The organism is Enterococcus sp. DIV1411a, assembly GCF_050531945.1.
GTDB classification, from domain to species: domain Bacteria; phylum Bacillota; class Bacilli; order Lactobacillales; family Enterococcaceae; genus Enterococcus_B; species Enterococcus_B faecium.
On sequence record NZ_CP172892.1, the window covers coordinates 1570331 to 1596775 of the forward strand.

The following is a 26445-nucleotide window of genomic DNA, read 5'->3' on the forward strand; positions in this document are numbered from 1 at the left end:
CTCCTAAACTCTATCGTGTGTATTATACCATAGGAAAAAGTGTCTTGTCCTAAAAAATCAATGTTCCATGTTTTTTTTAAATAAATTTAGTAAAATCGTTTCCCAATGAAGTTGTTCAGTCTTAGAAAAAAGCTTCCTCTTTGGCAGAAGTTCTGCTTTTGCTCCATCAATATCACAACAATTCTGCGGCTTTTCGGAGAGTTTTTCGCCAAAATAAGCTAAGATGAATTTTCTGCGGCAGTTTTCTTCATTAATATAGCGAAGCATCTGCTGCAGGCGGAATTCTTTTTCTTTTTCCTGATGTTTGAGCCGTTCCACCCAATTTTCTGGTTTTTCAGACTGCTGGATCAGCTCCATCCATTTTTTTTGCAGCTCATCAAAGGGAGCTTGCTCTGTGGCATATTCCAAATAAAGCTCAAAACTTTGTCGCTGTTCTCTAGAAAGTTGATTAAAGAAATAATGGATACGTTCATCCCCACTTTGATAAAAAAGAATTGCTGCACTTTCTTCCTGATCTCTGCCTGCTCGACCGATTTCTTGTACATAGTTTTCTAGACTGTCTGGCAAATCATAATGGATCACATAACGGATATCAGATTTATCGATCCCCATACCAAATGCATTCGTAGCAATGAGAAACTGCAGCTGATTTTTTACAAACTGCTGTTGAAGTTGTCTTCTTTGAGCTGCATCAAGACCACCGTGATAGTATCCAACTGTAAAACGTTCCCTGAATAAATGATACAATCGTTCGACTTCTTTTTTTGTTGCACAATAAATGATTGCCGCTCCTTGTGCTCTTTCCATGAAGTGTTCAAGTTCTTGTTCTTTTTGCTGCGTTTTCCGAACAAAAAGCGAGATATTTTGCCGATTGACTGATTGTCTGATCTCTTTTGGTGGTCGATCAAATAGTACATGACGTATATCTCTTGCTACTAAATCTGTTGCTGTCGCCGTTAGTGCCAGTGTGACCGGGTTTCCTAAAAGCTTTCGGATTTTTCCTAACTGTTGATATTCTGGACGGAAATCAACTCCCCATTGAGACACGCAATGAGCCTCATCTACTACATATAACGCAATATTTTGTTTTTTCAGATGCTCTAAAAGAGAAGGATTAGTCAACATTTCGGGACTCAAAAACAAAAATTTATATTGCGATAGATGACGGAGGACGTATCTTCTTTCAGATTGCGAAAGTAAACTATTGAAAGCAGCTACTCGTTTCTCCCCTCGTTTTTGTAATTGCGTCACTTGATCTTCCATTAGAGAAAGCAGCGGTGACACGATGATGACCAGACCTTCCATTAAATACCCCGTCAATTGATAGCAAAGGCTTTTTCCCGTTCCTGTAGGCAAAATAGCGAGAGTATCTTCTCCATCAAGCAACGCCTGAATGATTTCTTCTTGGCCGGGACGAAATGAATCAAATCCAAAATATTTTTTTAATTCATTTATTAACATTCTGTATCGCTTCCTTTCTCAATAGATAGATTTGATACAAACGAAATTCTCCATAATCTAATTGTCCATCTACATTCCATTCGCTAAAGCGCCACTCTCGCACGGAATCCTTATTTGGTTCCAAACGTTCGATTGTTTCTGCAGAGAGAATCCGCTCGTATGGAAAATCATCAAAAAACAAGGCCCACTCAATAAGATGATCTGTTACTGTTCCTCTTTTTAAATGACGGATTGCCATAATCTGGTCAATTGTCTGACCATTCATAAACATCTGCTTGGTGATCATCATGCTTTGATTGAAATTTTGCTGTAATAATGAATCGATCAAAGCGTGCCAAAGCGAATCTGGCCGTTTTTCGATTTGTGCTAACAAAAGGTGGATACATCTGCTTTGTTGCAGATAAACCGCTGACTCATCATTGTTTTTTGCCAGCTGATAAGGAAGCAGCCCTGTTCGCTCATTTCCAGATAATTGGTTAGCTAAAAAATCTGCTGCTTCTTCTGGTATCTCCGAAAACAGCTGCACCAAACTCTCATACGCAGTATCAATCAAAATTTCACGTGGCAATTGGCTTTCACTAAGCCATTTTTTTAGTTGGAAAGTATAAAAAGGACTTGTCTCTGCTGGAAGATAGTCTTGAATACCCGTTGCCAGATTAGAAATTACTTGAACAGCAAATTTAATGAGCCGCCAACTAGTTTCCCCTGTTCTGCCATAGCGGTCAAAACGCAAACCAGTATGTTCTATTTGATGTTCGGACAACATATCAGCCCCTGCAGGCGTTAGCTTTGCTTCATTTTCATTTATTTCGATCCAACCTTGCTGCGCAATTTTTTGCAAAATTTGATAAAACTTATCCTGCTTCAATTCTGGAAAACTGTTATGGATAAACAAAAGTTCGTGGGTAAATCCATAAATAAGTACTGAAGTCGTTCGTTTTCCCACAAGGAGTTGGTAAAGAGAACTAATCCGCAGCTTGTGTCCTGATGAAAATAGCGATAAAATAAAAACAATCATATTATTCTCCTTAAGTTAGGATGGTTAGAAATGTCACTACTATGTAAACTTGTACCTGAACGCTGTATTGCATGCGGTCTTTGTCAAATCGAAGCGCCAGATATTTTCGATTATGATGAAGAAGGAATCGTTTTATTTGCCCAAGAACCAGAGGCTCATCAACAGTTCGTGATGCCGGAAGAAGAAACATATGTAAAAAAAGCGTATCAAAAATGTCCAGTTCGAGCGATTTTATTAGAAAATAAAATATAAATATAAACGAAACTTTAAAAACGTACACTAAGTTCTCTAAACTTGAAAATAAGCCGGGATCTGTTTCTCTTGTTCCGTGAAATCCCGACTTATTTTGAAAGATTCATTTGCTATCTATAGTTAATTGACTAGTTTTTTCACGGACCCTATAGGACCCATTTATATTATTTCAACTTTTTCAGCCAGTTTTCCAATGTATTGACGATCACAGTTTGCTGGTCTGCGTTAGAAATTTCTGCCTCTCCATCTCCTTTTTGCTCACCATAGCTGCCAAAACCTCCATGATTTCCGCCATTGATTGATACATACTCTGTTCTTTCCGGTAAATACTGCTTAGCTTCTTGATAAGCTTCCTGATTCAATACTTTATCTTTTGTCGCCGTGATCGATAAAACAGGAACAGCTGATTCTGTCAATGTTCCTTTTTTGTCGGGATAACTTGCCATGAAGAATACCCCTTTTAAATGTTTGTCTGAATGATTCTTATTGACATAACGACTTGCCATTACGCCACCTAATGAATGGCCACCGATCACATAATCGGAATTTGGAAAATCTTCTTTGACCTTATCCGCTTTGTTTCCGCCCATCACTGCTAGATCAAGTGGCATTTTGACAATAGCGACTGAAAAGCCGTTTTTTGCTAAATCTTGCGCCCAAATACTATAACTTTCTGGCTCTACGAGAGCACCAGGATAAAAAATAAGTAATGGAGACTTTCCATGATTCTTTTTCTCTCCTTCAAAAAATAAGTAATCTTCTTTGTTTTTTCCTTCTTTTACCAACACTTGCGCTTCTGACGATGGTTCGTACGTATTTTGCTGTATATAGTAATAACCGGCTCCACCGAGTAATCCTAAAATGATGACTAAGCCAATTAGTATTCGTCTAAATATTTTCACTTTCTCCCACCTTTTCTATCTGAGTGACCCCTTTTTCTTAATCAAGTATGATTATACCTTAAAAAAAATAAGAGAGAAATGCAAACTTTCCAGCATCAAATAAAAAAAGACGGAATATCCATTTGAATATCCGCCCTTTTTGTATGTTTATTTTTATTTAGCACATAAACGATACACAGCTTCTGCATAAATTTCCATTGCTTTATACATACTACTTAATTCCCATCGTTCATTCGCCTGGTGCATAAAGTCAGGAGTATCAGGGAACATCGCACCGAATGCCACACACTGGTTCATCGTACGAGCAAAAGTAGCGCCGCCTGATACAAACGGTTCAGTCATGTCTCCAGTAATATCGCGATATGTCCCCAATAGATTTTTCACTAACTCACTGTCTAGTGGCACGTATAATGAATCAAGGAAGTCAAATTCTTCATAAGTCAACCCATATTTTTCTGCTGTTTTAGTTAATTTAGCTACTAAATCATCTTTCTTGAATGTAACAGGGATTCTCATATCTACACCGATTTTTGTTTGTTCTGGTGTGATTTCCAAACTTGCAAAGTTCATCGTTAGCTCGCCGGATTGTTCATCTTCTGTTTTGCCCACGACAGCTTCACCAGTTGCATTTTCTTGAACTAATTTTCCTAAGAAATTGATTGGGCCAAAATCGAATACTTCTGAAAGAGCAATTGCCAGACGAGAAATAGCATTCACTCCTTGTGCTGCATCTTTCGCGTGGATACTTTTACCAAGAACGACGATGCCTTCACCTTGTTCTTCGAAATCGAATTCGTGTTTTTTCAATGCTTCTTTTACTTCAGAAAGCTTTTCTCCAGAGTAAGGAGCTGCATCAGGAACAACATTCAACGCTCCTCCAGCTTTTACAGAAAACTCGTTCGTTCCTGGTCCTGTCAAGTAAGCTTGCAATAAGCCTTTTTCTGCATAAATTAAAGGAAATTCAGCATCTGGCGCAAATCCTTGCGTAATTCCTTCTTCTTTTTCGTTATATTTTTCTAAACAACGCCATAAATTTTCTTCATCTGTACCAAAGATAAAACGAATACGTGTCTTGAATTCCACGCCAGCATCAATCAAAGCTTTGACGGCATACATTGCCGCAATAGAAGGACCTTTGTCATCTTGGGATCCGCGACCAACTAACCAGCCGTCTTTTATAGTTGGATCGAATGGTTTTGTTTCCCAATTATTTTCGTCCCCTGCTGGAACAACGTCCATATGACACAAGATACCGAATAATTCATCTCCAGAGCCAATCTCTGAATAACCGTAATAGCCTTCTGGATCTTTAAATGTTCTAAATCCTAGCTTTTCACTGATTTCCAATACTTTATCCAAAGCTTCAATCACTTTTTTACCGAAGGGATGTCCTTGTCCTGAATCTGCTTCATCTAGTACGGAAGGAATTCGGATCAATTCGCTCAATGATTCTAATGCTTGTTCATGATGTTGTTCTGTCACAAATTTTTTCATGATATTATCCTCCTAATATGTTAAAAAGGGTCATGTCAAATTCCTCCGACACAACCTCTTCTTCTCAAATAATGACGTTTTAAGCCTGCTCCATCAGCAAGCAGAATGTTCTTAACAAATGATGAAAGAAAAAACACTCACTGAATGGAGCTATTGACTTGTCCACGTGCTTATCGATAGCCGTTTATCGGTTTCTTCATTCTTATGATAGACCTTGTACCTGTATTTGTCTAGGTTTAGAACATTGCTGCTACACCTAGGATCACACAGATGGCTACAAATAATATCGCAATTAATTTACCGGTAAATTTCCACCACACTGAAACATCGAAACGAGCAATTGCTACAGCACCCATTACGATAGCAGATGTTGGTGTAATTAAGTTTACTAAACCAGATGCAGATTGATAAGCAGTGATTACTAAATCCTTACCGACGCCGGCAAATTCACCCATAGGTCCCATGATTCCCATTGTTGCAGCAGCTAAGCCGGAAGTTGAAGGAATCAAGAATGACATAGGGATATAGAAAATAAATGTAATAATGATGAATACACTTGAAGATAATGAACTTAATCCTTGTTCGCCCCAATGTAAGATGGTGTCTGTGATTAATCCATTGTTCATAACCACTTGGATACCACGAGCAACAGCTACTACGATTGCTACACCGATCAAATCAGAAGCACCAGCTAAAAATTCAGAGACAAATTCAGACTCTTTCATGCCATAAGTGATTGCTACTACGATGGACATTACTAAGAATAACATAGTAATTTCTGGGAAGTACCAGTCACCTAATGGAAGCATGCTTTTACCTAGAACAGTACCTAGTACCGGAAGGTTTGTTAACCAGTTTGTCAATGATTCAAAAATCGTGAAATTCGGATTCAAGGTTGTCCAAGGAATCAAACTGATGATCATGATACCAAAAGTAATAAAGAACAATACATTAACATGTTTTTGTTTTTTCGTGATTACTTCTTGACGACCGATTGCTTCAATATCGAAATGCTTCATATCTTCTTTACGTTGGTTGTATACTAATGATTTTGTTGGATCTTTTTCGATCTTTGATGCATAACGATACACATATACAATAGAAATAGCTAACAAAATAACGAACATCAAGAATCGAAGACCAATACCTTCACCCATCGAAATCCCAACAGCTTGTGAAGCTACGCCTGTTGCAAAAGGATTTACCGTTGAAGCTAGACAGCCTACTTGAGACCCTACTAATACGATTGCTACTGCTACTACTGTATCAAAGCCTACAGCCATCATAACTGGGATCAGTAAAGCATAGAATGGAATCGTTTCTTCTGCCATTCCGTAAGTAGAGCCGCCTAATGCAAATAACAGCATCAATACTGGAATAAGCATTTTTTCTTTTCCTTTGAATTTCTTCACAACTGAAGCAATCCCGGCATCTAGTGCCCCTGTTTTGTTGATAATACCTAAAAATCCACCAACAACCAAAATGAAGAAAGAGATTGGGATTGCAGCAGGTGTTTCTTTAGTTAGCTCCCCCGCTGGTACACCTAACATCCCATTGATTGGCGCCATGAAAATATCCCACAGCCCTTGAGGATTTTGTTGTACTCGTTCATATGATCCAGCGACGATGTTGCCTGCATCGTCTACACTATAGTGCCCAGCTGGTATAAACCAAGTAAGTACAGCGATTACTGCAATAATAATAAATAAGACCGTATACGCTGAAGGCATTTGAAATTTTTTCTTTTTTGTTTGTTCCATCTTCTTCTTCCTTTCTTTTCCGTTAGAGACAACAATTTTGGCTCTAATGTTATTTTATCAAAAAGAGTATCAGAACAAAAATAATAACACGCATTTTGTAAAACTTTTGTTCAAAAAGTTCGTTTTTCCCTATTCCCTCCTCTTTTTTCAGGTTTTTAAAGCTTTCTTCTTTTTCATTGTAGCGTTTCCTTTTTTTTATAAACAAACATTTTCGTCTTTTAAAAGGAGAAGAATTTCACATTTGCAAAGAATTGATTGATTTTTATGCATAAATCAAAAAAATACTCAAAACAAACAAATAAAACGTTTACATTATTGCATGTCTTGTATTTTTTTCCAAAAAAAAAGACCAAGAAATTTCTTGATCTTTTTGATATTTATTTGACTGCTGTATGACGTTGTTCGAACTGATGTTGTTTTCGACTTAACCATGGAAGAAGTTGCGCATGCAGCACTAAAAAGACAGCGCTCACGATGAATCCTTTGATCAAGTTGAAAGGAACGATCCCAATCAGTACATAGTTTGCTAAAGACATGCCTAGCATCTGTGTTGCGTTCAGTCCTAAAAACATTAAGTAAAGCGGCGTAATAACGAAATAATTTGCGATACTCATAAAAATAGTTAGAGCGATGGTTCCTGTAATGACACCTAAAAATTTGTTTCTTCCTTTATGCTGTTTCTTTACACTAAAGAAATAATAAATCGGGAATGTAAAGATCGTTGTTGATAAGAAACTAGCAGTGTCTCCTACCAAATTATCCGGAGAAAAACCTGTAGTCAGCAGATGTAATACTGAACGCAAGAACGCTGTTGCAACTCCGGCCGCTGGACCGAATAAGAACATGCTGATCAATACCGGGATATCACTAAAATCGATCTTCAAAAAACTAAAAGCCGGCATGATCGGAAAAGCAAAATACTGTAAAACTAACGCGATCGCAGCAAACATCGCTACTGCAACCATTTTCTGTACACGGGTGTTCTTCATTTGAAATCCTCCTGTTAGGACTCCTCTTCAGCGAACTTTTTGACGTTTCTCTCCAAATGAAAAAACTCTATTTTCCAGGGAAAATAGAGTTAGAGTTATTTGATCAAGCGTCGTCAAATAAGCTCTATCTTCTTTATCCAGACTATACTGTCGGTATCGGAATTTCACCGATTCAGCTATTTTTTGCAAAATAGGTCGTGGACTATAACCACCGGTCGGGAATTTCACCCTGCCCCTGAAGACGAACCTTATATAATTTTTGTTTACATATTCATTATACATATCTATTCAAAAAACGCAACATCTAACACTTATAAAAAGTAAGTGTTCATTTTGAGTGGTTCAGCAAACTGCTGACTTCTTTTTTGTTCAGTTCACGGTAATCCCCAGGACGTAGGCCTTGTAAAGTCAGATCTCCGTATTTTTCACGTTTTAGTTTTTGCACAGGAAGACCAACTGCTTGAAGCATATTTTTCACTTGATGATTACGTCCTTCGTGGATCGTCAATTCCACGATACTGTGGTTTGTCTTAGGATCCACTGATAAAATTTGGAATTTAGCTGGAGATGTTTTTCGTCCTTCGATCTTTATTCCTTTTGTCAAAGGTGCAAGCATCGATTTTGTAGCGATCCCTTTTACCTTTGCAACGTAAACTTTATCCACTTCATGTTTTGGATGTGTCAGGCGCTGAGCAAAATCTCCATCATTTGTCAGTAGCAAGATCCCCGAAGTATCGTAATCCAGTCGACCTACAGGATAGATACGTTCTTTTACCATCGGCAAAAGATCCGTAACAACTTTTCTTCCTTTGTCATCTGCAACAGCAGAAATAACTCCTTTAGGTTTGTACAATAAATAATAACCGTATTCTTCTTGATAAATTGGGACTTCATCCACTTCCACAGTGTCATGTTTCCCAACTTTTATCCCTAATTCCCTTACAACTTGTCCGTTTACTTTTACACGTCCTGCAAGGATGAATTCTTCTGCTTTTCGACGAGAAGTGATGCCAGCGTGGGCAATTACTTTCTGCAATCTTTCCATTACAATTATTCTCCTTTATTCATTCCATCAAAGAATAGATCTGGTGACACGTCTTCTTCAAGTGAAATTTCCATTTCTTGTGTATCAGGCAGTTCTTCTAATGATTTCAAACCAAAATAATCTAAGAAGTAGCCAGTTGTTCCATATAATATCGGCCGACCTGGCCCTTCTACTCTACCTTTTTCTTCAATCAGTTTATGGGCAGCTAGACGCTGTACCGCTCCTGAAACCTGAACTCCTCGAATCTGCTCGATTTCAGCTCTTGTGATTGGCTGTTTATAAGCGATGATTGCTAAGGTTTCGACAGCGGCTTGAGATAATGTGTTTGATGTCCCTTGCGCATATCGCTTAAGTAAGGGAGCCAGCTCTTTTTTAGTCGTTAATACATAATGGCTTTCCGTTTCAAAAATATGCAAAGCTGAGTGCGAGTTTTGAGTGTAAGATTCTTTTAATTCTTTCACTAAACTTGTGACTTCTGCTTCGCTGAGATTTAACAGTCCGCTTAATTCTTCATTACTGATCCCTTCCTCGCCAACAATAAAAAGAAGGGCTTCAAGTTCACTTAATTTCGTCATGTTCGGTATCTCCTACTGCTGGATAAAGCATAATTGATTCATAGTTTTCTTTTTGTTGCGCAATGATCTGCCCTTTTTTCATCAATTCTAGCAAAGCCATAAAAGTAGTGACAACTTCACTTTTAGAAGGTGACTCAAAAAAAGAATCGAAAGTACAGCCATGCGCATTTCTTTTTATACGCTCTTCGATAAATACCATTCGTTCTTCGATCGTTGTGTCATCGGGCGTGATCGTTTTTTCCACTTTTTGAGAAAATTTCTTACGTTCTAAGATTTTCTGCATGGCACGGATCAAATCGATTTTTTTGACTTGTCCTCGCTTCAACGGCTTTTCAGCATCCGCTAACCCATCGATGTTCATAGGTTCTTTTGTGTAATAAAGACTTCGTTCCTCTGCTTTTTCTGTCAGTCTTTCAGCTGCATATTTATATTTACGGTATTCTAAAAGCTGAGTGACCAATTCTTCTCGAGGATCTTCTTCCCATAATTCTTCATCATCTGTGACGAATTCTTGGACAGGAAGCAATGTCTTGCTTTTGATTGCCATCAATGTAGCAGCCATCACTAAGTATTCTCCTGCAACAGCTAGCTCTAGTGTTTTCATTGTATGGATATAATTCATATATTGCTCCGTGATCGTAGCGATCGGTATATCATATATATCGATTTCCATTTGCTGAATCAGATGAAGCAGCAGATCGAGAGGACCTTCGAATACATCTAATTTAATATTGATCTCCGTCAACTCATTCACTCTTTCTTCTTTTTCTTTGCTAGCCATTTTCCAATGTAAGGCTCTGTGATTTCAGTTGCACGGATGGAGACATCCGGGTACTTTTCCTGTAATTCATCTAACATTTGAAAGCCCATATTCTCACCGCGATAAGACGGATTCAAAGAAATGTCATGGATGATCAGCTGATCGTTCGTTGCCCAGTAAACACCAATAATCCCTTGAATGTTGGTTGAACCTTCTGGCGTAAAGAAAAAAAGTTCATAATCGTCTTCAGATTCGTACGTATCAATCTCCTTCAACAAAGAAGTTTTACCTGTCAGTTTCTTATGGAAACTCAATAGTCCCATAGCAATTTTACGGTTTTCTTTCCGGTAATGTGTTAACATCTTCTCACCTTCCTATGACTAAGCCCTTGGAAAATGCTGCTTATAAACATCCGTCATTCTTTTCTTCGTGATATGTGTATAAATCTGAGTCGTAGAGATATCCGCGTGACCTAACAATTCCTGTACTGTCCGCAAATCAGCTCCATTTTCTAGCAGATGTGTGGCAAAGCTATGCCGCAGCGTATGTGGTGTTACTTCTTTGTAAATCCCAGCCTCTCGTACTAGCTGCTTCAGATTTTTCCAGATTCCTTGCCGAGAAAGACCTTTCCCATGATTATTGACAAATACATGCATTTCAGATGCGTCCTTTACAAGTAATGGACGTGCTTCGTCTAAGTAGCGTTCCAGCCATTGGATCGCATAATCACCTAAAGGAATGATCCGCTCTTTATCTCCTTTTCCAACTGTCTGTACCAGTCCAAGAGAAAGATGAAGATCTCCCAATTTCAATCCAATCAATTCACTGACGCGCATCCCTGTAGCATACATGACTTCCAAGATTGCACGATCTCTTATCCCTAACGTTTTTGTCGTATCAGGTGCTTCAATCAGCTTTTCTACTTCTGTCAGAGTCAATGTACTTGGTAATTTCTGTGCTTTCTTCGGCGTATCGATATGTTGCATCGGATCATGATCAGTGATACGCTCTTGCCGTAAAAACTGATGGAATCTTCTGAGACTTGAGATCATCCGAGTAACAGTTGCTGTCGCTTTTTTTTCTTCATGCAACTTCTCCAGAAAACGGATGACTAAAAAGCGATCGACATCCTGCCATGAAGCAATTTTCTGCTCCTGTAGAAAATGCAAGTACTGTTCCAAATCACGTTCATAGCTTTGTCGTGTATTGGCGGACAATCCCCGTTCAATATTCAAGTAGTGGAGATAATCGTTGATTTGCTCTTTCATAATAATCCCCCTCATGCCTCTCTATCATATCAGATACCGCTTCATTCTGATAGTCTTTTTCCATAATCTGAGCAAAGAAAAAGCCGTCTAGACACTCAGACGGACTGGTTTCTTTTTTCTTTTTCATAGCATTCCTGACAGATTCCATGGAACGTTAGCCGATGATCTTTTACTAAAAAATGATAACGTTCTTCTACTACTTGCTCCACTTCAAGTAAAAGATCCTCTTCTACTTCCTCGATCGTGCCGCAGTTCAAGCATAGTAAATGATGATGGAAATGTTTGGCGCCTTCTTTTCTCAAATCATAACGGGCTAATCCATCATTAAAACTTACTTTATCGACAATTTTCAATTCTGTCAAGATTTCAAGGGTTCGATAAACAGTAGCAAGTCCAATTTCCGGACTCTTTTTTTTCACTAAAAAGAAGATTTCTTCTGCAGATAAATGCTCTTTCTCATTTTCCAAAAGCACAAGCAGAGTAGCTTCTCTTTGCGGTGTCAGCTTAAACCCCGCTTCATGTAGCTGCTGTTTTGTTTTTTTCATCGCCGAAATAGCATTCATGACCATTTACTCAACCCCAACAATTTATAATAATTACAAATAAAAAAAAGATATAACACTATGTTAATTAAAATTATTATAAGCTAGTTAAGAAAAACATGCAAGGGATTCTCAATTAGATTTTTTGACTAGTTTTGTCACACCGTTTTCTTGTGTAATCAATCCTTGTTTCAAAAGATTACCTAATGCGCGCTTAAATGCTCCTTTGCTGATACCAAAAGCTTTCATGATTTCTTCTGGATCCGATTTATCTGTAAAGTTGATTTGCTGATCTGCAGAACGTTCTAAAATGGTTAAAATCATTTGTGCATCATCTGATATAGCTTCATATGCTCTTGGCTTCAATGAAAGATTCAGTACACCGTCTGGTCGGACACCAATCACTCGACCTTTTATTTGCTCGCCTAGACGAGGTTCATTATATCGTTCAGAAGGATGGATAAACCCAAGATAGAAATCTTCCGTTAAAACGTACGTACCTGTTAATTTCAAGCGGTATGCTGTTCCTATCACATCTTTGTTTTTCATTTCTTCTGTTCCATATTTGCTTAAAGATTTGAATATTTTTTCATCTGCTAAACTGCCCCAAATACGGTCTTTTGCATCAACTCTAAGGGAAATCATCAAGCGATCCCCTTTTTTAGGCCATAGCTCTGTCATTGTCGGCAATTCATCAAGAGATACGACAAAGTCTTTATCTGGAAGACCGATATCGACAAACGCACCTAAATCTTTTCGTGTAGCAGTAACGATTCCAAAAGCGTAATGACCGATACGGCTTTTAGGAATTTGTGTAGTGATCCGATTTTCATGTTTTTGATTTTGGTAGCCGAATCCTTCCACTGCTTCACCGATTTTGTGTTCACCTTCTGATTTGCTTAAGCCAAAGGTTTGTCCGTTTTTTTGGACAAAGTAGTTTTTTTCATTTTCATCAATAATAATACCTGTAAATATAGTTGCTAATAAATCGTTCATTTTTTTCTCCCTCTATAGTGAAAGGTTTTCTTAATACATTTCTTTGCTATCATAACATAATGTTATCTACTTGAATAGCTGAGCCTTGGTTTGGAAAGGTGAAAAAAGGAGTATGACAACAGTTGTGTCATACTCCCCTTTTTCGAATAAACGGTGTTAAACGGCAGGCTCACAGCCTCTTTCATTTGCCTAAAATTAATTGCTCCCATTTCCTCCGAACCATCCAGTTTTACAGTTGATGGTTACGATGTAAAATGGCAAAGCACTTTCTCCAATGCCTTTCATCAATGCAGATTTTGTTGAAGTGGCATATAGATTGTAATAGCCTTCCCCATTTTCGATTCTGGCTTTTTCTAATCTGTATCCTCCTTCAACGATATATCCACGTTGGATACATGTAGCAATCACTTTGCTTTGGACACCTGGTGCCCACGTCCATGCTGGATTAGATGCATCGGCAATATCACTTGCTCTGGCAGATTTGATTGGCTGATTCGCTGAGTTTGAAGAGGAAGGGGTCGAGGATGCCGCTTCTTGCTGTGCTGCTTGTGCGACCGCAGCTTGTTGAGCGGCTTGAGCTGCAGCTGCTGCTTGAGCGGCTTGTTTTGCTTGTTCTTCAGCTGCTTTTTTCGCTTCTTCTGCTTTTTTCTTTTCCTCTTCTTCTTTTTTCTCTTTATCAGTGAGCATCTTATCTACTTGTTGCAATTGTTCATTCAACTGAGCAGATAGATCTGTATTTTTCACTTTTTCTACTGCTTCTTTTGCCGTCTTGTATTGGTCGCGTGTTGCTGAATCCACTACTTTTCCGTCTTTAAAGACTATAGCTGTTTTTTCTTTAGCTGTTTGCAATTCAGCATATTGATTTTTAGCTTCTGTTTGTGCTTGTTGAATCAATTTTCCAAAATCTGTGTTATCCGTTTCGATTGCTTGGATCTCTTTATCTGCTTTCAACTTGATGTCATCTGCTAGATGATCATCGACGATGGCAGGTGCTATGAACCACTCATTCACTTTTTGGATATCTCGGATCTTAGATTGGATATCTTGGTAAGTTGTTTCTAACTCTGAATATCCTTTTTCATTCTTAAGACTGGATAAATCATTTTTTAGTTTTGATAAATCTTGATGAATCATATCTGCACGAATAAATTGATGGTGATCATCTGTATAAAAGGCAGCAAGTTTCTCATGAAGTTCTTCCATTTGTTGCTGTCTTTTTGCTTCTGCTGCTACTTCGGCTTCTACTTTTTGATGATGGTCATAATAAGCCCAGCCTCCCCCACCTAGTAGAAGAACTGCTGCTAAAGCGAGATACGGCACTTTTTTTGATTTTTTCTTTTGTGTCTTATCTAAATCTTTTTTTTCTGGGTTTGATTCTTGAGGCGTTTTTTCAGTATTTGGCACGATTGTTATTGGTTCTGTTTCTGCTTCAATCAGCTCAGGCTGGTTCTCTTCTTTTTCTATTTTAGCTTCAAGAGCAGTGCTATCTTCACTTGCAGATTGAGTTTCAGCATCGGCTTCATTATTTATTCCATCCGACTCTGTTGCCTTCTTGTCTGCTTTTTCGAGCATTTCTTTTTTATCTGCTTCCGGCAACCCATTCGATTTCTCGTCTTCTGATTGTTTTTCAGACAATGTTTCAGTTTTTTCCGGGATATCCGTTTTTAGATCATTCGTTTTTAGATCATTCGTTTTTAATGATTCTTTACCTGCAGCGTTTACTCCACTAATGTCTTTTTCAGTGTCTTTTTCAGCTTCATGTTCTGGCTCTACTTTGTTTTCCTGTGCAATTTTTTCACTGATCATTTTGAGCAGCTCTTTCGCGTGCTCTTCTTTTGTATCTTCACGATGTGCTTTGATATAAGCGGATAGTATCGAATTTTCTTCCTCATTATCGACGATTTCTTTCAGTTCAGCTACTCTTCTTTTTTGTTTTGATTCAAGCGTTTCTTCTTGATTCTTTCCTGATTCTTCCGAAGTCTCATGAACAGTTGCTTTCTTCTGTTCATTTTTCTCTATATTAGTTACTTGATCGTGAGCAGGTGGTTCTTCGTCTTCTGGTTCTGCTTTTTCGAATAATTCCATTACAGATTCTAGAGGTAAATCTTTCAATTCCGACCATTCGATTGGATCGTTTAATTCTGTATCAGGAAAGACTGCATCTTCAGTTGATTTATCCTGCATAGCTGCATCTGTATTTGTTTCTTCAATTGATTCTTTTATTTGCTGATCTTCTGCAGTTATTTGATGACCGCAGTCTGGACAGATAGTATTCTTCTCCATTTTTTTCGATCCGCAATTTGGACATTTTTTCATCACTTAGCGATCGGCTCCTTTACTAGGTTTACGCTACCATTTAATCTATCATATTCTATACGTCACGCCAATAGCTTATTTTTAGGATTTACTTAAAAATAATGAATGAATTTCCTTCCTATAGAAAAAAAAGCTTGAGACTGCGTAGTCTCAAGCTTTTTTTCTTTTAAAATAAACCAAACAGTTTTACTGATTTCTCTTCTGGTCAATAGTTCATGCTTATTCTAAGAAATCTTTTAATTGTTTTGAACGAGAAGGATGGCGCAATTTTCTTAATGCTTTAGCCTCGATCTGACGAATACGTTCCCGAGTAACACCAAATACTTTCCCTACTTCTTCCAATGTTCTCGTCCGGCCATCATCTAAACCAAAACGTAAGCGAAGGACATTTTCCTCCCGGTCAGTCAATGTATCTAGTACATCTTCCAATTGTTCTTTTAGTAACTCATAAGCTGCGTGTTCTGCTGGACTTGTTGCTTCCTGGTCTTCTATGAAATCACCTAAGTGAGAGTCATCTTCTTCACCGATTGGCGTTTCAAGTGAAACAGGTTCTTGCGCGATTTTCAAGATTTCTCGGACTTTTTCTGTTGGAAGATCCATTTCCGCACCGATTTCTTCTGGCGTAGGTTCTCTTCCAAGGTCTTGCAGCAATTGACGTTGGATACGTATCAATTTATTAATTGTTTCAACCATATGAACTGGAATACGGATCGTACGTGCTTGGTCAGCGATTGCTCGAGTGATAGCTTGACGAATCCACCATGTAGCATAGGTTGAAAACTTAAATCCTTTGCGGTAGTCAAATTTTTCAACTGCCTTCATCAGTCCCATGTTTCCTTCTTGGATCAAGTCAAGGAACTGCATGCCTCGTCCTACATAACGTTTAGCGATACTTACTACTAAACGAAGGTTTGCTTCTGCCAGACGCTGTTTCGCTTCTTGGTCGCCTTCTTCGATTTTCAATGCTAACGCTACTTCTTCTTCCGCAGTTAAAAGGGAGACACGGCCAATTTCTTTCAGATACATACGAACCGGGTCATTGATTTTTACACCGGTTGGCGCAGATAGATCTTCTGTTTTTGCTTGTTCAGCTTTTTTCTCAGCACTCTTCAAGCTGTGAATTGATGGATCACCATTTTCATCCACCACACTGATACCTGCGTCTTCAATCTTTTGGATCAATTTGTCCATTTCATCTGCATTCAAAGTGAATGGTGTAGCAAGCTGATTGGATAAATCATCATATACAACTTGTCGTTTGGGTTTGTTTTCTTTGATGAAAGCTGCTACTGCTGCTTCATACGTTTTTTTATCTGTTCCATTTGCCATAAAAGAAGGCCCCCCTTGAGTAGCTATTTGGCTTGTTTTAACTGTTTCGTTAAATTGATGATTTCAATCGTCAATTCAAGCTCAAGCTGTTTGTTTCCAGTTCGTCTGGCTTCTTGCTGCATTTGTTTTTTTAATGTTATTTCATCAGCTAAGCCAGATTTGCTGATCACATCTAGCAAGTCTTGGATTTCTCGTGGCGAACTTTCTTCTGCCACCGGTAAATATTCGATTTCCACCACCAACCGCCTTAAATTTTCATCTTGCAAAAAGTCTAAAAACTCTGCAAGGTTGAATTCATAATGTTGTGAGACATATGCATCGAATAAAAAATAAACTTCTGCATATGCATCATGAATAAACTGAAATTCTCGTTCTTTTAAAATATTACGGACAGAAACTTCTTTAAATGCACGATATAATAGAATCTGCTCTGCCTTTTCTACTTGCGTCAATGGTCTCTTTTTTCGTGCAGTTTCTTGTCTCGTAACCTGAGTGTGTTGACTTTCCTGAGGTTCTTGACGATTTTGCTGATTTGTCCTTCGAAGATCGCGCAGTTGTTTTTGTATCGTCTCTCTGCCGATCTGAAACTCTGTTGACAGTTGAGATAGATACATATCTTGTTCGATTGGTGAAACAACTCGACTAAGTTCAACTAGTAATTCTTCGAGGTATTCGATCTTGTCTTTTTCATTATCTAAATTTTTCCCTTGTTTTAAATAACGTGATTTAAAAGTAAAGACTGTTTCGCGCCCATGAGCCACTAATTCTTGGAAAGATGCTTCTCCATACTTACGGAGATATTCATCAGGATCAAGCTTTTCTGGAACGACTACGACAGAAAGTGCTAAGCGACTGTTTTGCCGAAGCAATTCAATGCCTCGATTGGTTGCTTCAAAACCTGCGTTGTCTCCGTCATAGCAAAAGACCAATTCTTTCGTCAGCTTTTCCATTTGTTGGATCTGTTGAGCTGTTAGACTTGTCCCCATAGAAGCTAATCCAGTTTTGATACCAGCCTGCCATGCAGCAATCACATCCATAAACCCTTCGAACAACAAAATTTCTCCGTTTTTCCGGATATCGCTTCTTGCTTTATCAAGATTAAATAAAACTTGTCTTTTATTGAACAGTTCTGTTTCTGGACTATTCAAGTATTTGGGCTGATCTTTTTCCTGCCCTTTTTCAGGTGCAAGCCAGCGTCCTGAAAAACCGATCGTCTGGCCTTGAGAATTACGAAGTGGAAACATCACTCTTTGATAAAAACGATCAGACATACGGCCATCATCATGCGTGACAAACAATCCAGAGCGTTCTAACAATTCATTTGAAATTGATTCATTCTTGAATACTTGCTGAAGAAAAGAACGCTCATTAGGTGCAAAACCTATGTTGAATTCTTCAATTAATTCTAAAGACAACCCACGACTTTGCAAATATTCTAAAGCTGGCTGTCCAGCTTTTGTATGCAATAGCATGTGATGATAGATTTCCGCTGCTTTTTCATGAGCAGCAATCAGTTTCCCCGTAGCAGATTCAGGATTTTGGACAGCTATAGTACGCTGACGCCATTGATCTTCTAACGGTATCTGTTCGAAGTCTGCCACTTTTACCACTGCTTCTGGAAAACTTAGACCTTCTAGTTCTTGAAGAAAAGTAAACACGTTTCCGCCCTTACCACAACCAAAGCAATGAAAAATCTGCTTGTCTTCTGCAACAGAAAAAGACGGTGTACGTTCTTCATGAAAAGGACACAGCCCCAAGTAATTTTTACCAGACTTTTTCAACTGGACATATTGTCCAATCACCTCAACGATATTCGTTTGACTGCGTACTGTTTCGATAACCTCTTGAGGAATCCGTTGAGCCATTTTTTCACCCCCTGCTCTATTGATATCTTTTGGGTTTAACAGAAGATATTTCAGGAGAATAACCGGTAAAAAATCGCACTAACTGAAATCAGTGCGATTTTAAAGGACACAATTATACATGTTTGATTGTATCATATTTCATTGCTTTTTCAAGTATAACACATTTCTATCTCATTAAGCATCAATTTGCTACTCTTTTCAGTAACTGATTTTGAATATCAGCCTTCCAGTACAAAACTCGAAGAACAATATTTACGAGCATGAATACAAAGAAGTATCCTACGCTCTCTCCCAACCCTAAGTTTACTTCCAAAATTCCATGGAACAGCATTGCAGCTACATATATCCCTACGATCGTCGTTACTGCTAGGAAGATGCGCAATGGGTTGAAGGGATAACAAGCTTTTACAACTGCCATGCAACTGATCCCAATCAGCAAGTAATACATCAAAGTAGTAGTTTCAGCATTTCCCCATGCGAATGTTTTTCCAAGTAGATACACCGCAATGATATTCACTACTACAAGCAAGGCATTTGGTAAAGCATTAATAAGTGCTGTAGGCAAATAACGGTAAGTGATTTTTCTTTTATCTTGTTCAAAAGATAAAAAGAAGGAAGGATACCCTTCAATCGCTAAATCAATCAGCGTGATTTGGATAGGGATAAACGGAAATCCAATTGCTGTAACGGCACATATAATCGATAAAATAAATGAATAAATCGTTTTGATAAAAAAGATGCCTGAGACTTTCGTCACATTGTTGACCACTCGGCGTCCTTCAAACAGGACTTCTGGCAATGTAGTAAAATCAGAGTCCAACAATACCAGATTCGCAATCTGACGTGTTGCTCCATCACCTTCTGCCATAGCAATGCTACAATCTGCTTCTCTTAACGCCAAAACATCATTCACACCGTCGCCTGTCATTGCAACCGTTCTGCCGCTTTCTTTCAATTCATTTACCAGCAATTTCTTTTGCTGAGGACTCACTCGTCCAAAAACCGTATAGCGATGAGCAGCTTCTCGCACTTCCATTTCTTCAGTAATTTGAGAAAGATCGACATACGCATCATAATTCGGTAATCCTGCACGTCTAGCGATATTGGAGACAGTAAAAGGATTGTCTCCAGAAATCACTTTCAGATCCACACCTTCCTCATGAAGATAAGCTAGTGTTTCTTGAGCGTTTTTTCGGATTGGATCATCGATTTCAAACAGAGCAACCGGCTCAACAAATGCTGGTTTTTCTTCGTTCAATTGCTGATTTGGAGCGATCCCTAACATAAGTACGCGATAGCCATTCGCTTGGGCTGTTTTTAGACTGTCCGGAAGCCGATCTTCTTCCACCAAACGTTCAGGCGCTCCTACGTACACGACTCCCAGTTCTGGAAATTCCATCGCGCCCCATTTGCGATCAGAAGAAAATGCGACTTTGTTTGTCACATCATACCGATTAGAAAGCTCAAAATAATCTCTCATAGCCCGCATAGTGATGTTGTTATCACTGCTTTCTGCCAGATACGTCCCCATAATTTCTGGGATGGCTTTCTCGTACAGCGGATGTAGTGCTTCTACCCGCTGGATACTCATTTTTCCTTCAGTAATGGTCCCTGTTTTATCCAAGCATAATGTATCGACATGGGCCAGCGTTTCAATTGAATACATGTCTTGAACAAGGATTCGTTTTTTTGCCAGTTTGGTTACCCCTGTCGTTAATGCAATACTTATTAGCAATACCAAACCCTTTGGAAGCATGCCTAACAAAGCTGCTGCAGATGCAATAACAGAAATTTTGATAGAAGCATCGCGGATGAACAGTGCTTCCAAAAATAGTATGATCCCCAAAGGAATAATCACGAAACTAGTGAATTTGGATACTTTGCGAATCGAATCTACAAGTTCAGAACGAATAGCTTTGTGAGTCTTTGCCTCGCTAGTCAAGCGGACAGCATAATTATCTGCACCTACTCGGATAACTTCAGCCATGACAGAACCGCTTGTCAAAAAGCTTCCAGAAAGCAATTCAGCTCCAGTTTCTTTGACAATCAAATCAGATTCGCCTGTCAAAAGAGCTTCATTTGCTTCTGCCCGTCCAGATATAACCTGTAAATCGGCTGGTATCTGTTCTCCTGCTCCAATTTTTACCAAATCTCCTAATACCAGCTCTTTAGTAGAAATCGATTGTTCTTTACCGTCCCGGATCACTAGTACTTCTGATTGGGAAACAATCGATAATTTCCGTACAAGATTTCTTGCATGTATTTCTTGATAAATTCCAATAACGATATTGACGACAATAATTGCTAAATACGCCATGTTGGAATACGCACCTACAAATAACAGACAAATCCCAATACCAAAGTTCAGAAAATTGAATAACGTCAATATATTATCGCTGAATATTTGTTTTGTACTTTTTGATGCATCTTCCTGGTAGTCATTTTGCTGGCCAGAAGCCATTTTCTGAACTACCTCTTGCTGTGTAAGTCCATTCATTTTCTTTTTCTCCATTTTCCGCCAACTTTCAAAAATAATCACGTGTTTAAGTCTAGCGTGTTCCAAGATTAAAAACAACTTGTTTTTATAAAATTTATAGAAAAACACACGAATGATTTTACAAAAAAGATGCCAACCTTTTTGTTTGAATCACCCGTGTGCTGTTTTTATTATCAATCTATCTTTACTTATATTGTTCCTCCAAACGGCTCATCCACCAACCTAGTGCTGTACCGGCTATAAAAAGAACAGGACAAGCTAGTACCCCAGCAACTCCCAATCCCGCGTAATCGGTAGGAATGATCATAATCGTTGAAGCAAAAACTACACCTAAAATGAAATGGAATAGCTTGCTATATGCCTTTGAGAAAATGTAATCCATGATTTTTGACAATCCAAGAACACAAAGAATCCCACCAATTCCGATCGGCACAATCACTTCAAGTCGTACTTCTTTAAATCCGTCAGCCATCGCTTTATACAATCCCATATACACCAAAAAATTAGAAGGGCTCAATCCTGGGACGATCATACCCAAACCAATCAATCCGCCGGCAATCAGCCATGTTCCAAAATTCTGATCGACTTGCCCGTCAAATAATTGAGCGCCGTATAATAAAAACAAATAAGCCAGAACAAAAGTAACAACCATGATGATCACATCAGAAGTATCTCTTCCTTTTTTCCCTGCTTCTTTCCATAACGCAGGAACAGTTCCAGCGATACATCCGACAAAAAACCATAATATCGTTGTTTCATACGCACCTAATAAAAAACTGACTAAAAAAGAAAGTAGAAAGATGCCTGTCACTCCGCCTAGACCAACAGGCAGAAAAAACAAAACATTTTCTTTGAAATTTTTTGTAAGGTGGGCTAAAAAAGAAATCAGCCGCTCATACATGCCAAAGACAGCTGCTAATGCACCACCGCTGACTCCTGGCAAGATAAATCCTGAACCGATAAACATTCCCTTCACAAACCGTAACATCCAGTCTTTGGTTGTGTACCCCACTTTTTGATTTTCCATTTTTTGCCTTTTTTCCACTATTTGCGCACTCCTTCTTTCATTTAATTTTATTCATGATTGAACATTTCCTGCTATTTTACTTAAAGACTTTTTCATAGGTCTCTATTATTTTTTCATTCATTTTGACAATATCAGGATAAAACATGTTACCTCCATTATGATAGAGATAGCCGCCATTGTAAAGCAAGGACTGGATCCGCCAATATCGGTATTGTTTCCCTTCCTCATTTCCTAAAAGTGGGCTCAGCACATCTTTAGAATACGCTTCTGCTAATTCTACTGTGTTTTCTCCGCCATGATTTTTTACATAGGCAATATAATCTTTCCCAAAATTATATGCTTGGACAGCTGTCCATAAATCGCATCCTTGTTTCTTTGCTTCTACTATCATTTCCGCCAAATATTTGACACCTTGATCAATACTGTCAGCTGGATTATCAATGATCTCAGCTTCTCCATGCAGACTTTCCGAGCTCTGCATGAGATCTGTCCCTTTTCCTTTTGATTCGGTCAATATTATCGCCTTGATCAAATTCTCGTAGTTTTCCATATGATAATTTTTTGCAGCTGTTGTTATTTCTATTTGATAGCTTTCCACTCGTTTTACCGAACGATAAGTTCTTCCTCCTAAAAACAACACCGCACCAATAACCGTCAGAATGATCATGTAAAAAAGAATACGGATAATAGATAATCGTTTTCGCTTCATTTCATCACCTAGTTATTTTGACATCTTTTTTTATCTTACTATTTCTTTATCTTCTTGGCTATTTCTTCCTTGATTTCTGTGTACGCCTTAAGAAAAAATGAATTTTCCTGTATTTTTTGTCATCTTACGAAAATGATCGTTGTTTTTCAGTAAAAACAATTGCCCAATGACTGATATAATCGTTATACTTTACACAGTAGGTGATTATGTGAAAAAAGAAAAGAAATATGCAAAAATGCCAGATGGGAGCGAAATTTACTATGAAAAGAGCGGTCAAGGCTTCCCTCTCTTTTTACTGCATGGCAATGACGGCAGCGGCCGCTTTTTTTCAGAACAGGTCCCTGTACTCGAACGCTACTATACCGTGTATCTAGTAGATAGCCGAGGACATGGTCGTTCGACAAACGAAGCATCTATGTTGAATTTTCAGTTAATGGCCGAGGATCTGAATACGATCATGTTGCTGGAAAAAATGGATCAGGCAGATTTTCTTGGATTTAGTGATGGAGCAAATCTAGCACTGGTATTTGCCAGCAGCTTCCCTAAAAAAGTTCATCGATTGATTTTAAATTCTGGAAACACGCTTGTTAAAGGCGTTCGTTTTTCTGCCAGAGTCATCAGTAATATTCATTATGCATGGGTATGGTTACTCTCTTTATTTCGCCCAAGTCTTCGCAAAAATCTTTTAGTTATCAAACTTTTGCTGCATGACATCGGGCTTACAGAAAATGATTTAAAAAAAATCAACTCCCCCACTTTGATCATCGTGGGAAAAAAAGATATAATCAAGCTAAAACATTCTTTGTATATAGCTAAAACTATACCAAAAGCTTCCTTTGTGCTTGTGAAAGAACAAGGACATGAATTAGCTAGAAAAGATCCTGAACGCTTCAATCGAGAAGTTCTTCAATTTCTTTCTGAAACATAACTATTAGGAATAGAAGGTGATTTATTTGTTAAAAAATACCATACAATGGCTGAAAAACCACCTAGGACTGTTCAAAACAATCTTTTTGATTTCTGTCATTGTCATTATTGTCGGTGAATTGATGTCCATCGGTAAAACTCTATCTATCCAGCAATTAGGAGAAACGTTTGCCACTATACCTGTATGGAAAAGCGGACTTATGCTGTTGATTGGTCTTGTCTCTGTGTTACCTATGATTGGTTATGATATTATTTTGAATCGGATGCTTGAACAAAAGCAGAATCCTCGTTACTTGTTTGAGACAAGCTGGCTGATCAATACAATCAACAATATTGCCGGTTTCGGCGGGTTTGTTAGTGTGGGGCTTCGCTCTGAACTATATGGACAAAAGAAAGAGAGCAGAAACGTGATCCAAGCATTATCGAAAGTTTTCTTGTTTTTGATGGCTGGACTTTCTATTTACAGTCTGCTTTCTTTTTTACTTGTAGTCTTCACGCCAGTTGCTCCTTTTTTGAAGCAATATTGGATATGGTTGATCGGCGGCGGTCTATATTTTCCTGTCGTCTTTTTATTTACTACTTTCAAAAAGAAAGGATTCCTTGGTGGTACCTCACTTAAAACTCAAGGACAGCTATTGCTAGTTTCATTGTTGGAATGGACCGGTGTCCTGTTTAGTTTCCTTTCTGTTGGTTATTTAATGGAAATCCGGATTGATCTGTGGCAAACAATTCCGTTATTCATTGCTGCTTCAGTGATAGGAATCGTGTCTATGATTCCAGGAGAAATTGGGAGTTTCGATGTAATGATGATTATCGGGTTGTCCGCTATTGGTGTGCCAAGAGAAATAGTCGTTGTGTGGATCTTGCTCTATCGCCTGTTCTACTACATCATTCCGTTTTTGATTGGAATCGTCTTTTTCTTCAAAAATATCGGTTCCACTTTTGATCAGCGTTATTCTGGTATCCCTAAACAATTAGCAACAGAAATTGCGCATAAAATCGTGGTTGTCTTATTATACTTTTCTGGAATCATGCTAGTACTTTCTGCCACTATCCCGCAAGCTTTTACAGAGTTTCGCTGGCTTCATAGTTTGAACCCATTGAAATTTCATTTTATTATCCAATTTCCTAGTATACTATTGGGATTTCTTTTAATCATTATGGGCAGAGGGATCGCAGCACGTGTGAAACGAGCATATTTGCCTACAATCTTCTTGATTGTTCTAGCTTTACTTTATGTTTTATTAAGTGATTTTAGTTTCACACCGGTGGTTTTCTTGTCTATTCTGCTTCTGATCATTCTTGCTTCTAAAAACGAATTATTTCGGGAACAATTGATCTATTCATGGGAGTGGCGTACGATCGATGGAATCATTATTGGTGCACTGTCCTTGCTTTACATCGTTATTGGGGTATACAATCTGCCGGATTTCCCTCATCGGCGTCACCATTTTATTTCCTTTTTCTTATTTCCTTCTGAAAAGATTTGGTTTTCGGGATTGTTGGCCATCATCGCTGTTAGTTTCATGATCGTTCTATTTGTTCATTTCCTTCAAGGAGAAAAGAAACAGATTGGCGAAGCCTTTAATGAAGAAAAGGCCCTGAAGATCCTTACAACTTATGGAGGAAACTCCGATAGTCAATTGATCTTCTTAAAAGATAAGCGGATGTTTGCCTATGAAAAAGACGGTGAACCAACTGTTCTTCTCCAATTCGCTTGCTTCAATAATAAATGTATTGTAATGGGTGATCCTTCTGGTAAGAAAGAAGATTTTCCAGAAGCAATCGAAGCTTTTATCGAAGAAACAGATCGACTATGCTATTTACCAGTTTTCTACGAAACAAGCGAAGAGATTGTTATGATTTTGCATGAATTCGGCTACGATTTCATTAAGATGGGGGAAGAAGCTTATGTAGACCTGAATAGTTTTACAACTTCAGGGAAAAAAATGAAGGGCACTCGTGCTGTCTTGAATCGGATCGAACGAGAAGGATTTACATTTGATGTCTTACAACCACCATTTTCTACTGAGCAAATGAGTACTTTCAAAAATATCTCTGATAATTGGTTGGGTTCACGAAAGGAAAAAGGGTTTTCTTTAGGCTTTTTCTCTGAAGATTATCTACAAAGAGCGCCTATTGCAGTTGTCAAAAATACCCAAGAAGAAATTGTCGCTTTTGCAACGATCATGCCTACTTACACGAACAATAAAGTAGGAACGATTGATCTGATGCGATATGATCCTAAAAAAGCACCTTCTGGCAGTATGGATTTCTTGTTCTTGCATTTGTTTGCCTATATGAAAGAAGAACATATCCAATGGTTCAATTTAGGGATGGCCCCTCTTTCAAATGTCGGAACTTCCAGAAAGAGTTTTTTACAGGAAAGGATTGCATACTTGGTTTACGAGTTTGGTTCTCATTTTTATTCTTTCCATGGATTAAGAGAATATAAAAGCAAGTACGCTACAAACTGGGTCTCACGTTATACTCTATATTCTAGAGATAGTTGGATTGCATATGTTATGATTGCTTTGCTGATTATTGATAATGCGCCAGTTGAGCAGACACAAGGTAGAATAAGTGGTTTGAAAAAATGGATACGAAGAAAGTATTAAAAACTGCATACCGATAGATGAACACTCTCATGATGAATAAAAGAGACTGAAGTAAAACGAAAGTTCATGCTTCTACAATCTCTTCTTATACAATT

The 26445-nt window shown here is 38.3% G+C and carries 22 protein-coding genes and 1 riboswitch; of the genes, 3 read left to right on the plus strand and 19 right to left on the minus strand.

The features are described from left to right. Positions 1-57: 57 nt before the first annotated feature. Both IGJ87_RS07580 and IGJ87_RS07585 read right to left on the minus strand, forming a co-directional pair. Positions 58-1461, minus strand: a complete 1404-nt coding sequence (locus tag IGJ87_RS07580; protein ID WP_002323412.1) for a RecQ family ATP-dependent DNA helicase — start codon at positions 1459-1461, stop codon at positions 58-60. Beyond that, entirely contained in the window at positions 1448-2479 is a 1032-nt protein-coding gene (locus IGJ87_RS07585) for a helix-turn-helix domain-containing protein (RefSeq protein ID WP_002298137.1), read from the minus strand. The genes IGJ87_RS07580 and IGJ87_RS07585 overlap by 14 nt, the downstream gene beginning before the upstream one ends. A gap of 30 nt (positions 2480-2509) precedes the next feature. Between IGJ87_RS07585 and IGJ87_RS07590 the strand changes: the two genes are divergently transcribed. Then, entirely contained in the window at positions 2510-2731 is a 222-nt protein-coding gene (locus IGJ87_RS07590) for a ferredoxin (protein ID WP_002294401.1), read from the plus strand. Between the two features lie 164 nt (positions 2732-2895). Here the strand turns inward: IGJ87_RS07590 and IGJ87_RS07595 are convergent, their stop codons facing one another. The 17 genes from IGJ87_RS07595 to IGJ87_RS07675 form a co-directional block, all read right to left on the minus strand. Next, positions 2896-3633: a thioesterase gene (locus IGJ87_RS07595; protein WP_002294400.1), complete on the minus strand. Its 738-nt coding sequence runs from the start codon at positions 3631-3633 to the stop codon at positions 2896-2898. 153 nt (positions 3634-3786) lie between these two features. Continuing rightward, entirely contained in the window at positions 3787-5127 is a 1341-nt protein-coding gene (locus IGJ87_RS07600) for a M20 family metallopeptidase (RefSeq protein ID WP_002294399.1), read from the minus strand. 236 nt (positions 5128-5363) lie between these two features. After that, on the minus strand, positions 5364-6887 hold the full coding sequence (locus IGJ87_RS07605) for a YfcC family protein (RefSeq protein WP_104770875.1): 1524 nt from the start codon (positions 6885-6887) through the stop codon (positions 5364-5366). A 377-nt stretch (positions 6888-7264) separates the two neighbouring features. Beyond that, positions 7265-7876, minus strand: a complete 612-nt coding sequence (locus tag IGJ87_RS07610) for an ECF transporter S component (protein ID WP_002294393.1) — start codon at positions 7874-7876, stop codon at positions 7265-7267. Between the two features lie 122 nt (positions 7877-7998). Continuing rightward, positions 7999-8123, minus strand: a riboswitch (FMN riboswitch). A gap of 81 nt (positions 8124-8204) precedes the next feature. Then, on the minus strand, positions 8205-8921 hold the full coding sequence (locus IGJ87_RS07615) for a pseudouridine synthase (RefSeq protein ID WP_002294391.1): 717 nt from the start codon (positions 8919-8921) through the stop codon (positions 8205-8207). 5 nt (positions 8922-8926) lie between these two features. Then, a complete protein-coding gene (scpB, locus tag IGJ87_RS07620) occupies positions 8927-9496 on the minus strand; it encodes an SMC-Scp complex subunit ScpB (protein ID WP_002296975.1) in 570 nt (189 codons plus the stop codon). Continuing rightward, positions 9480-10250 (minus strand): segregation/condensation protein A, encoded by a 771-nt coding sequence (locus tag IGJ87_RS07625; protein WP_002298145.1) that lies wholly within the window; start codon positions 10248-10250, stop codon positions 9480-9482. Before IGJ87_RS07625 ends, scpB begins: the two co-directional genes overlap by 17 nt. Next, positions 10247-10618, minus strand: a complete 372-nt coding sequence (locus tag IGJ87_RS07630) for a GNAT family N-acetyltransferase (RefSeq protein ID WP_002298147.1) — start codon at positions 10616-10618, stop codon at positions 10247-10249. Before IGJ87_RS07630 ends, IGJ87_RS07625 begins: the two co-directional genes overlap by 4 nt. 18 nt (positions 10619-10636) lie before the next feature. Then, on the minus strand, positions 10637-11524 hold the full coding sequence (gene xerD / locus IGJ87_RS07635; protein WP_002294386.1) for a site-specific tyrosine recombinase XerD: 888 nt from the start codon (positions 11522-11524) through the stop codon (positions 10637-10639). 95 nt (positions 11525-11619) lie between these two features. Next, positions 11620-12093 (minus strand): Fur family transcriptional regulator, encoded by a 474-nt coding sequence (locus tag IGJ87_RS07640; protein ID WP_002294385.1) that lies wholly within the window; start codon positions 12091-12093, stop codon positions 11620-11622. A gap of 105 nt (positions 12094-12198) precedes the next feature. Continuing rightward, entirely contained in the window at positions 12199-13062 is an 864-nt protein-coding gene (locus IGJ87_RS07645; RefSeq protein WP_002290060.1) for a virulence factor B family protein, read from the minus strand. Positions 13063-13257: 195 nt separating this feature from the next. Then, positions 13258-15378, minus strand: coding sequence for a cell division site-positioning protein MapZ family protein (locus tag IGJ87_RS07650; RefSeq protein ID WP_104770878.1), 2121 nt, complete (start codon positions 15376-15378; stop codon positions 13258-13260). Between the two features lie 219 nt (positions 15379-15597). Then, the gene (gene rpoD / locus IGJ87_RS07655; RefSeq protein WP_002289498.1) at positions 15598-16707 is read right to left on the minus strand and encodes an RNA polymerase sigma factor RpoD; all 1110 of its coding nucleotides are present in this window, start codon (positions 16705-16707) and stop codon (positions 15598-15600) included. A 23-nt stretch (positions 16708-16730) separates the two neighbouring features. Beyond that, positions 16731-18572, minus strand: coding sequence for a DNA primase (gene dnaG / locus IGJ87_RS07660; RefSeq protein WP_002289497.1), 1842 nt, complete (start codon positions 18570-18572; stop codon positions 16731-16733). Positions 18573-18753: 181 nt separating this feature from the next. Then, positions 18754-21069 carry a cation-translocating P-type ATPase gene (locus IGJ87_RS07665; RefSeq protein ID WP_002303731.1) on the minus strand — a complete coding sequence of 772 codons (2316 nt, stop codon included), beginning with the start codon at positions 21067-21069 and terminating at the stop codon, positions 18754-18756. A gap of 184 nt (positions 21070-21253) precedes the next feature. Continuing rightward, positions 21254-22114, minus strand: coding sequence for a DUF368 domain-containing protein (locus tag IGJ87_RS07670; RefSeq protein ID WP_002298152.1), 861 nt, complete (start codon positions 22112-22114; stop codon positions 21254-21256). A 58-nt stretch (positions 22115-22172) separates the two neighbouring features. Beyond that, positions 22173-22805: a lysozyme family protein gene (locus IGJ87_RS07675; protein ID WP_002289460.1), complete on the minus strand. Its 633-nt coding sequence runs from the start codon at positions 22803-22805 to the stop codon at positions 22173-22175. A 166-nt stretch (positions 22806-22971) separates the two neighbouring features. Between IGJ87_RS07675 and IGJ87_RS07680 the strand changes: the two genes are divergently transcribed. Together IGJ87_RS07680 and mprF are read left to right on the plus strand one after the other, a co-directional pair. Then, positions 22972-23733 (plus strand): alpha/beta fold hydrolase, encoded by a 762-nt coding sequence (locus IGJ87_RS07680; RefSeq protein ID WP_172597241.1) that lies wholly within the window; start codon positions 22972-22974, stop codon positions 23731-23733. A gap of 25 nt (positions 23734-23758) precedes the next feature. Continuing rightward, positions 23759-26350 (plus strand): bifunctional lysylphosphatidylglycerol flippase/synthetase MprF, encoded by a 2592-nt coding sequence (mprF, locus tag IGJ87_RS07685; protein WP_002300997.1) that lies wholly within the window; start codon positions 23759-23761, stop codon positions 26348-26350. Positions 26351-26445: the final 95 nt, after the last annotated feature.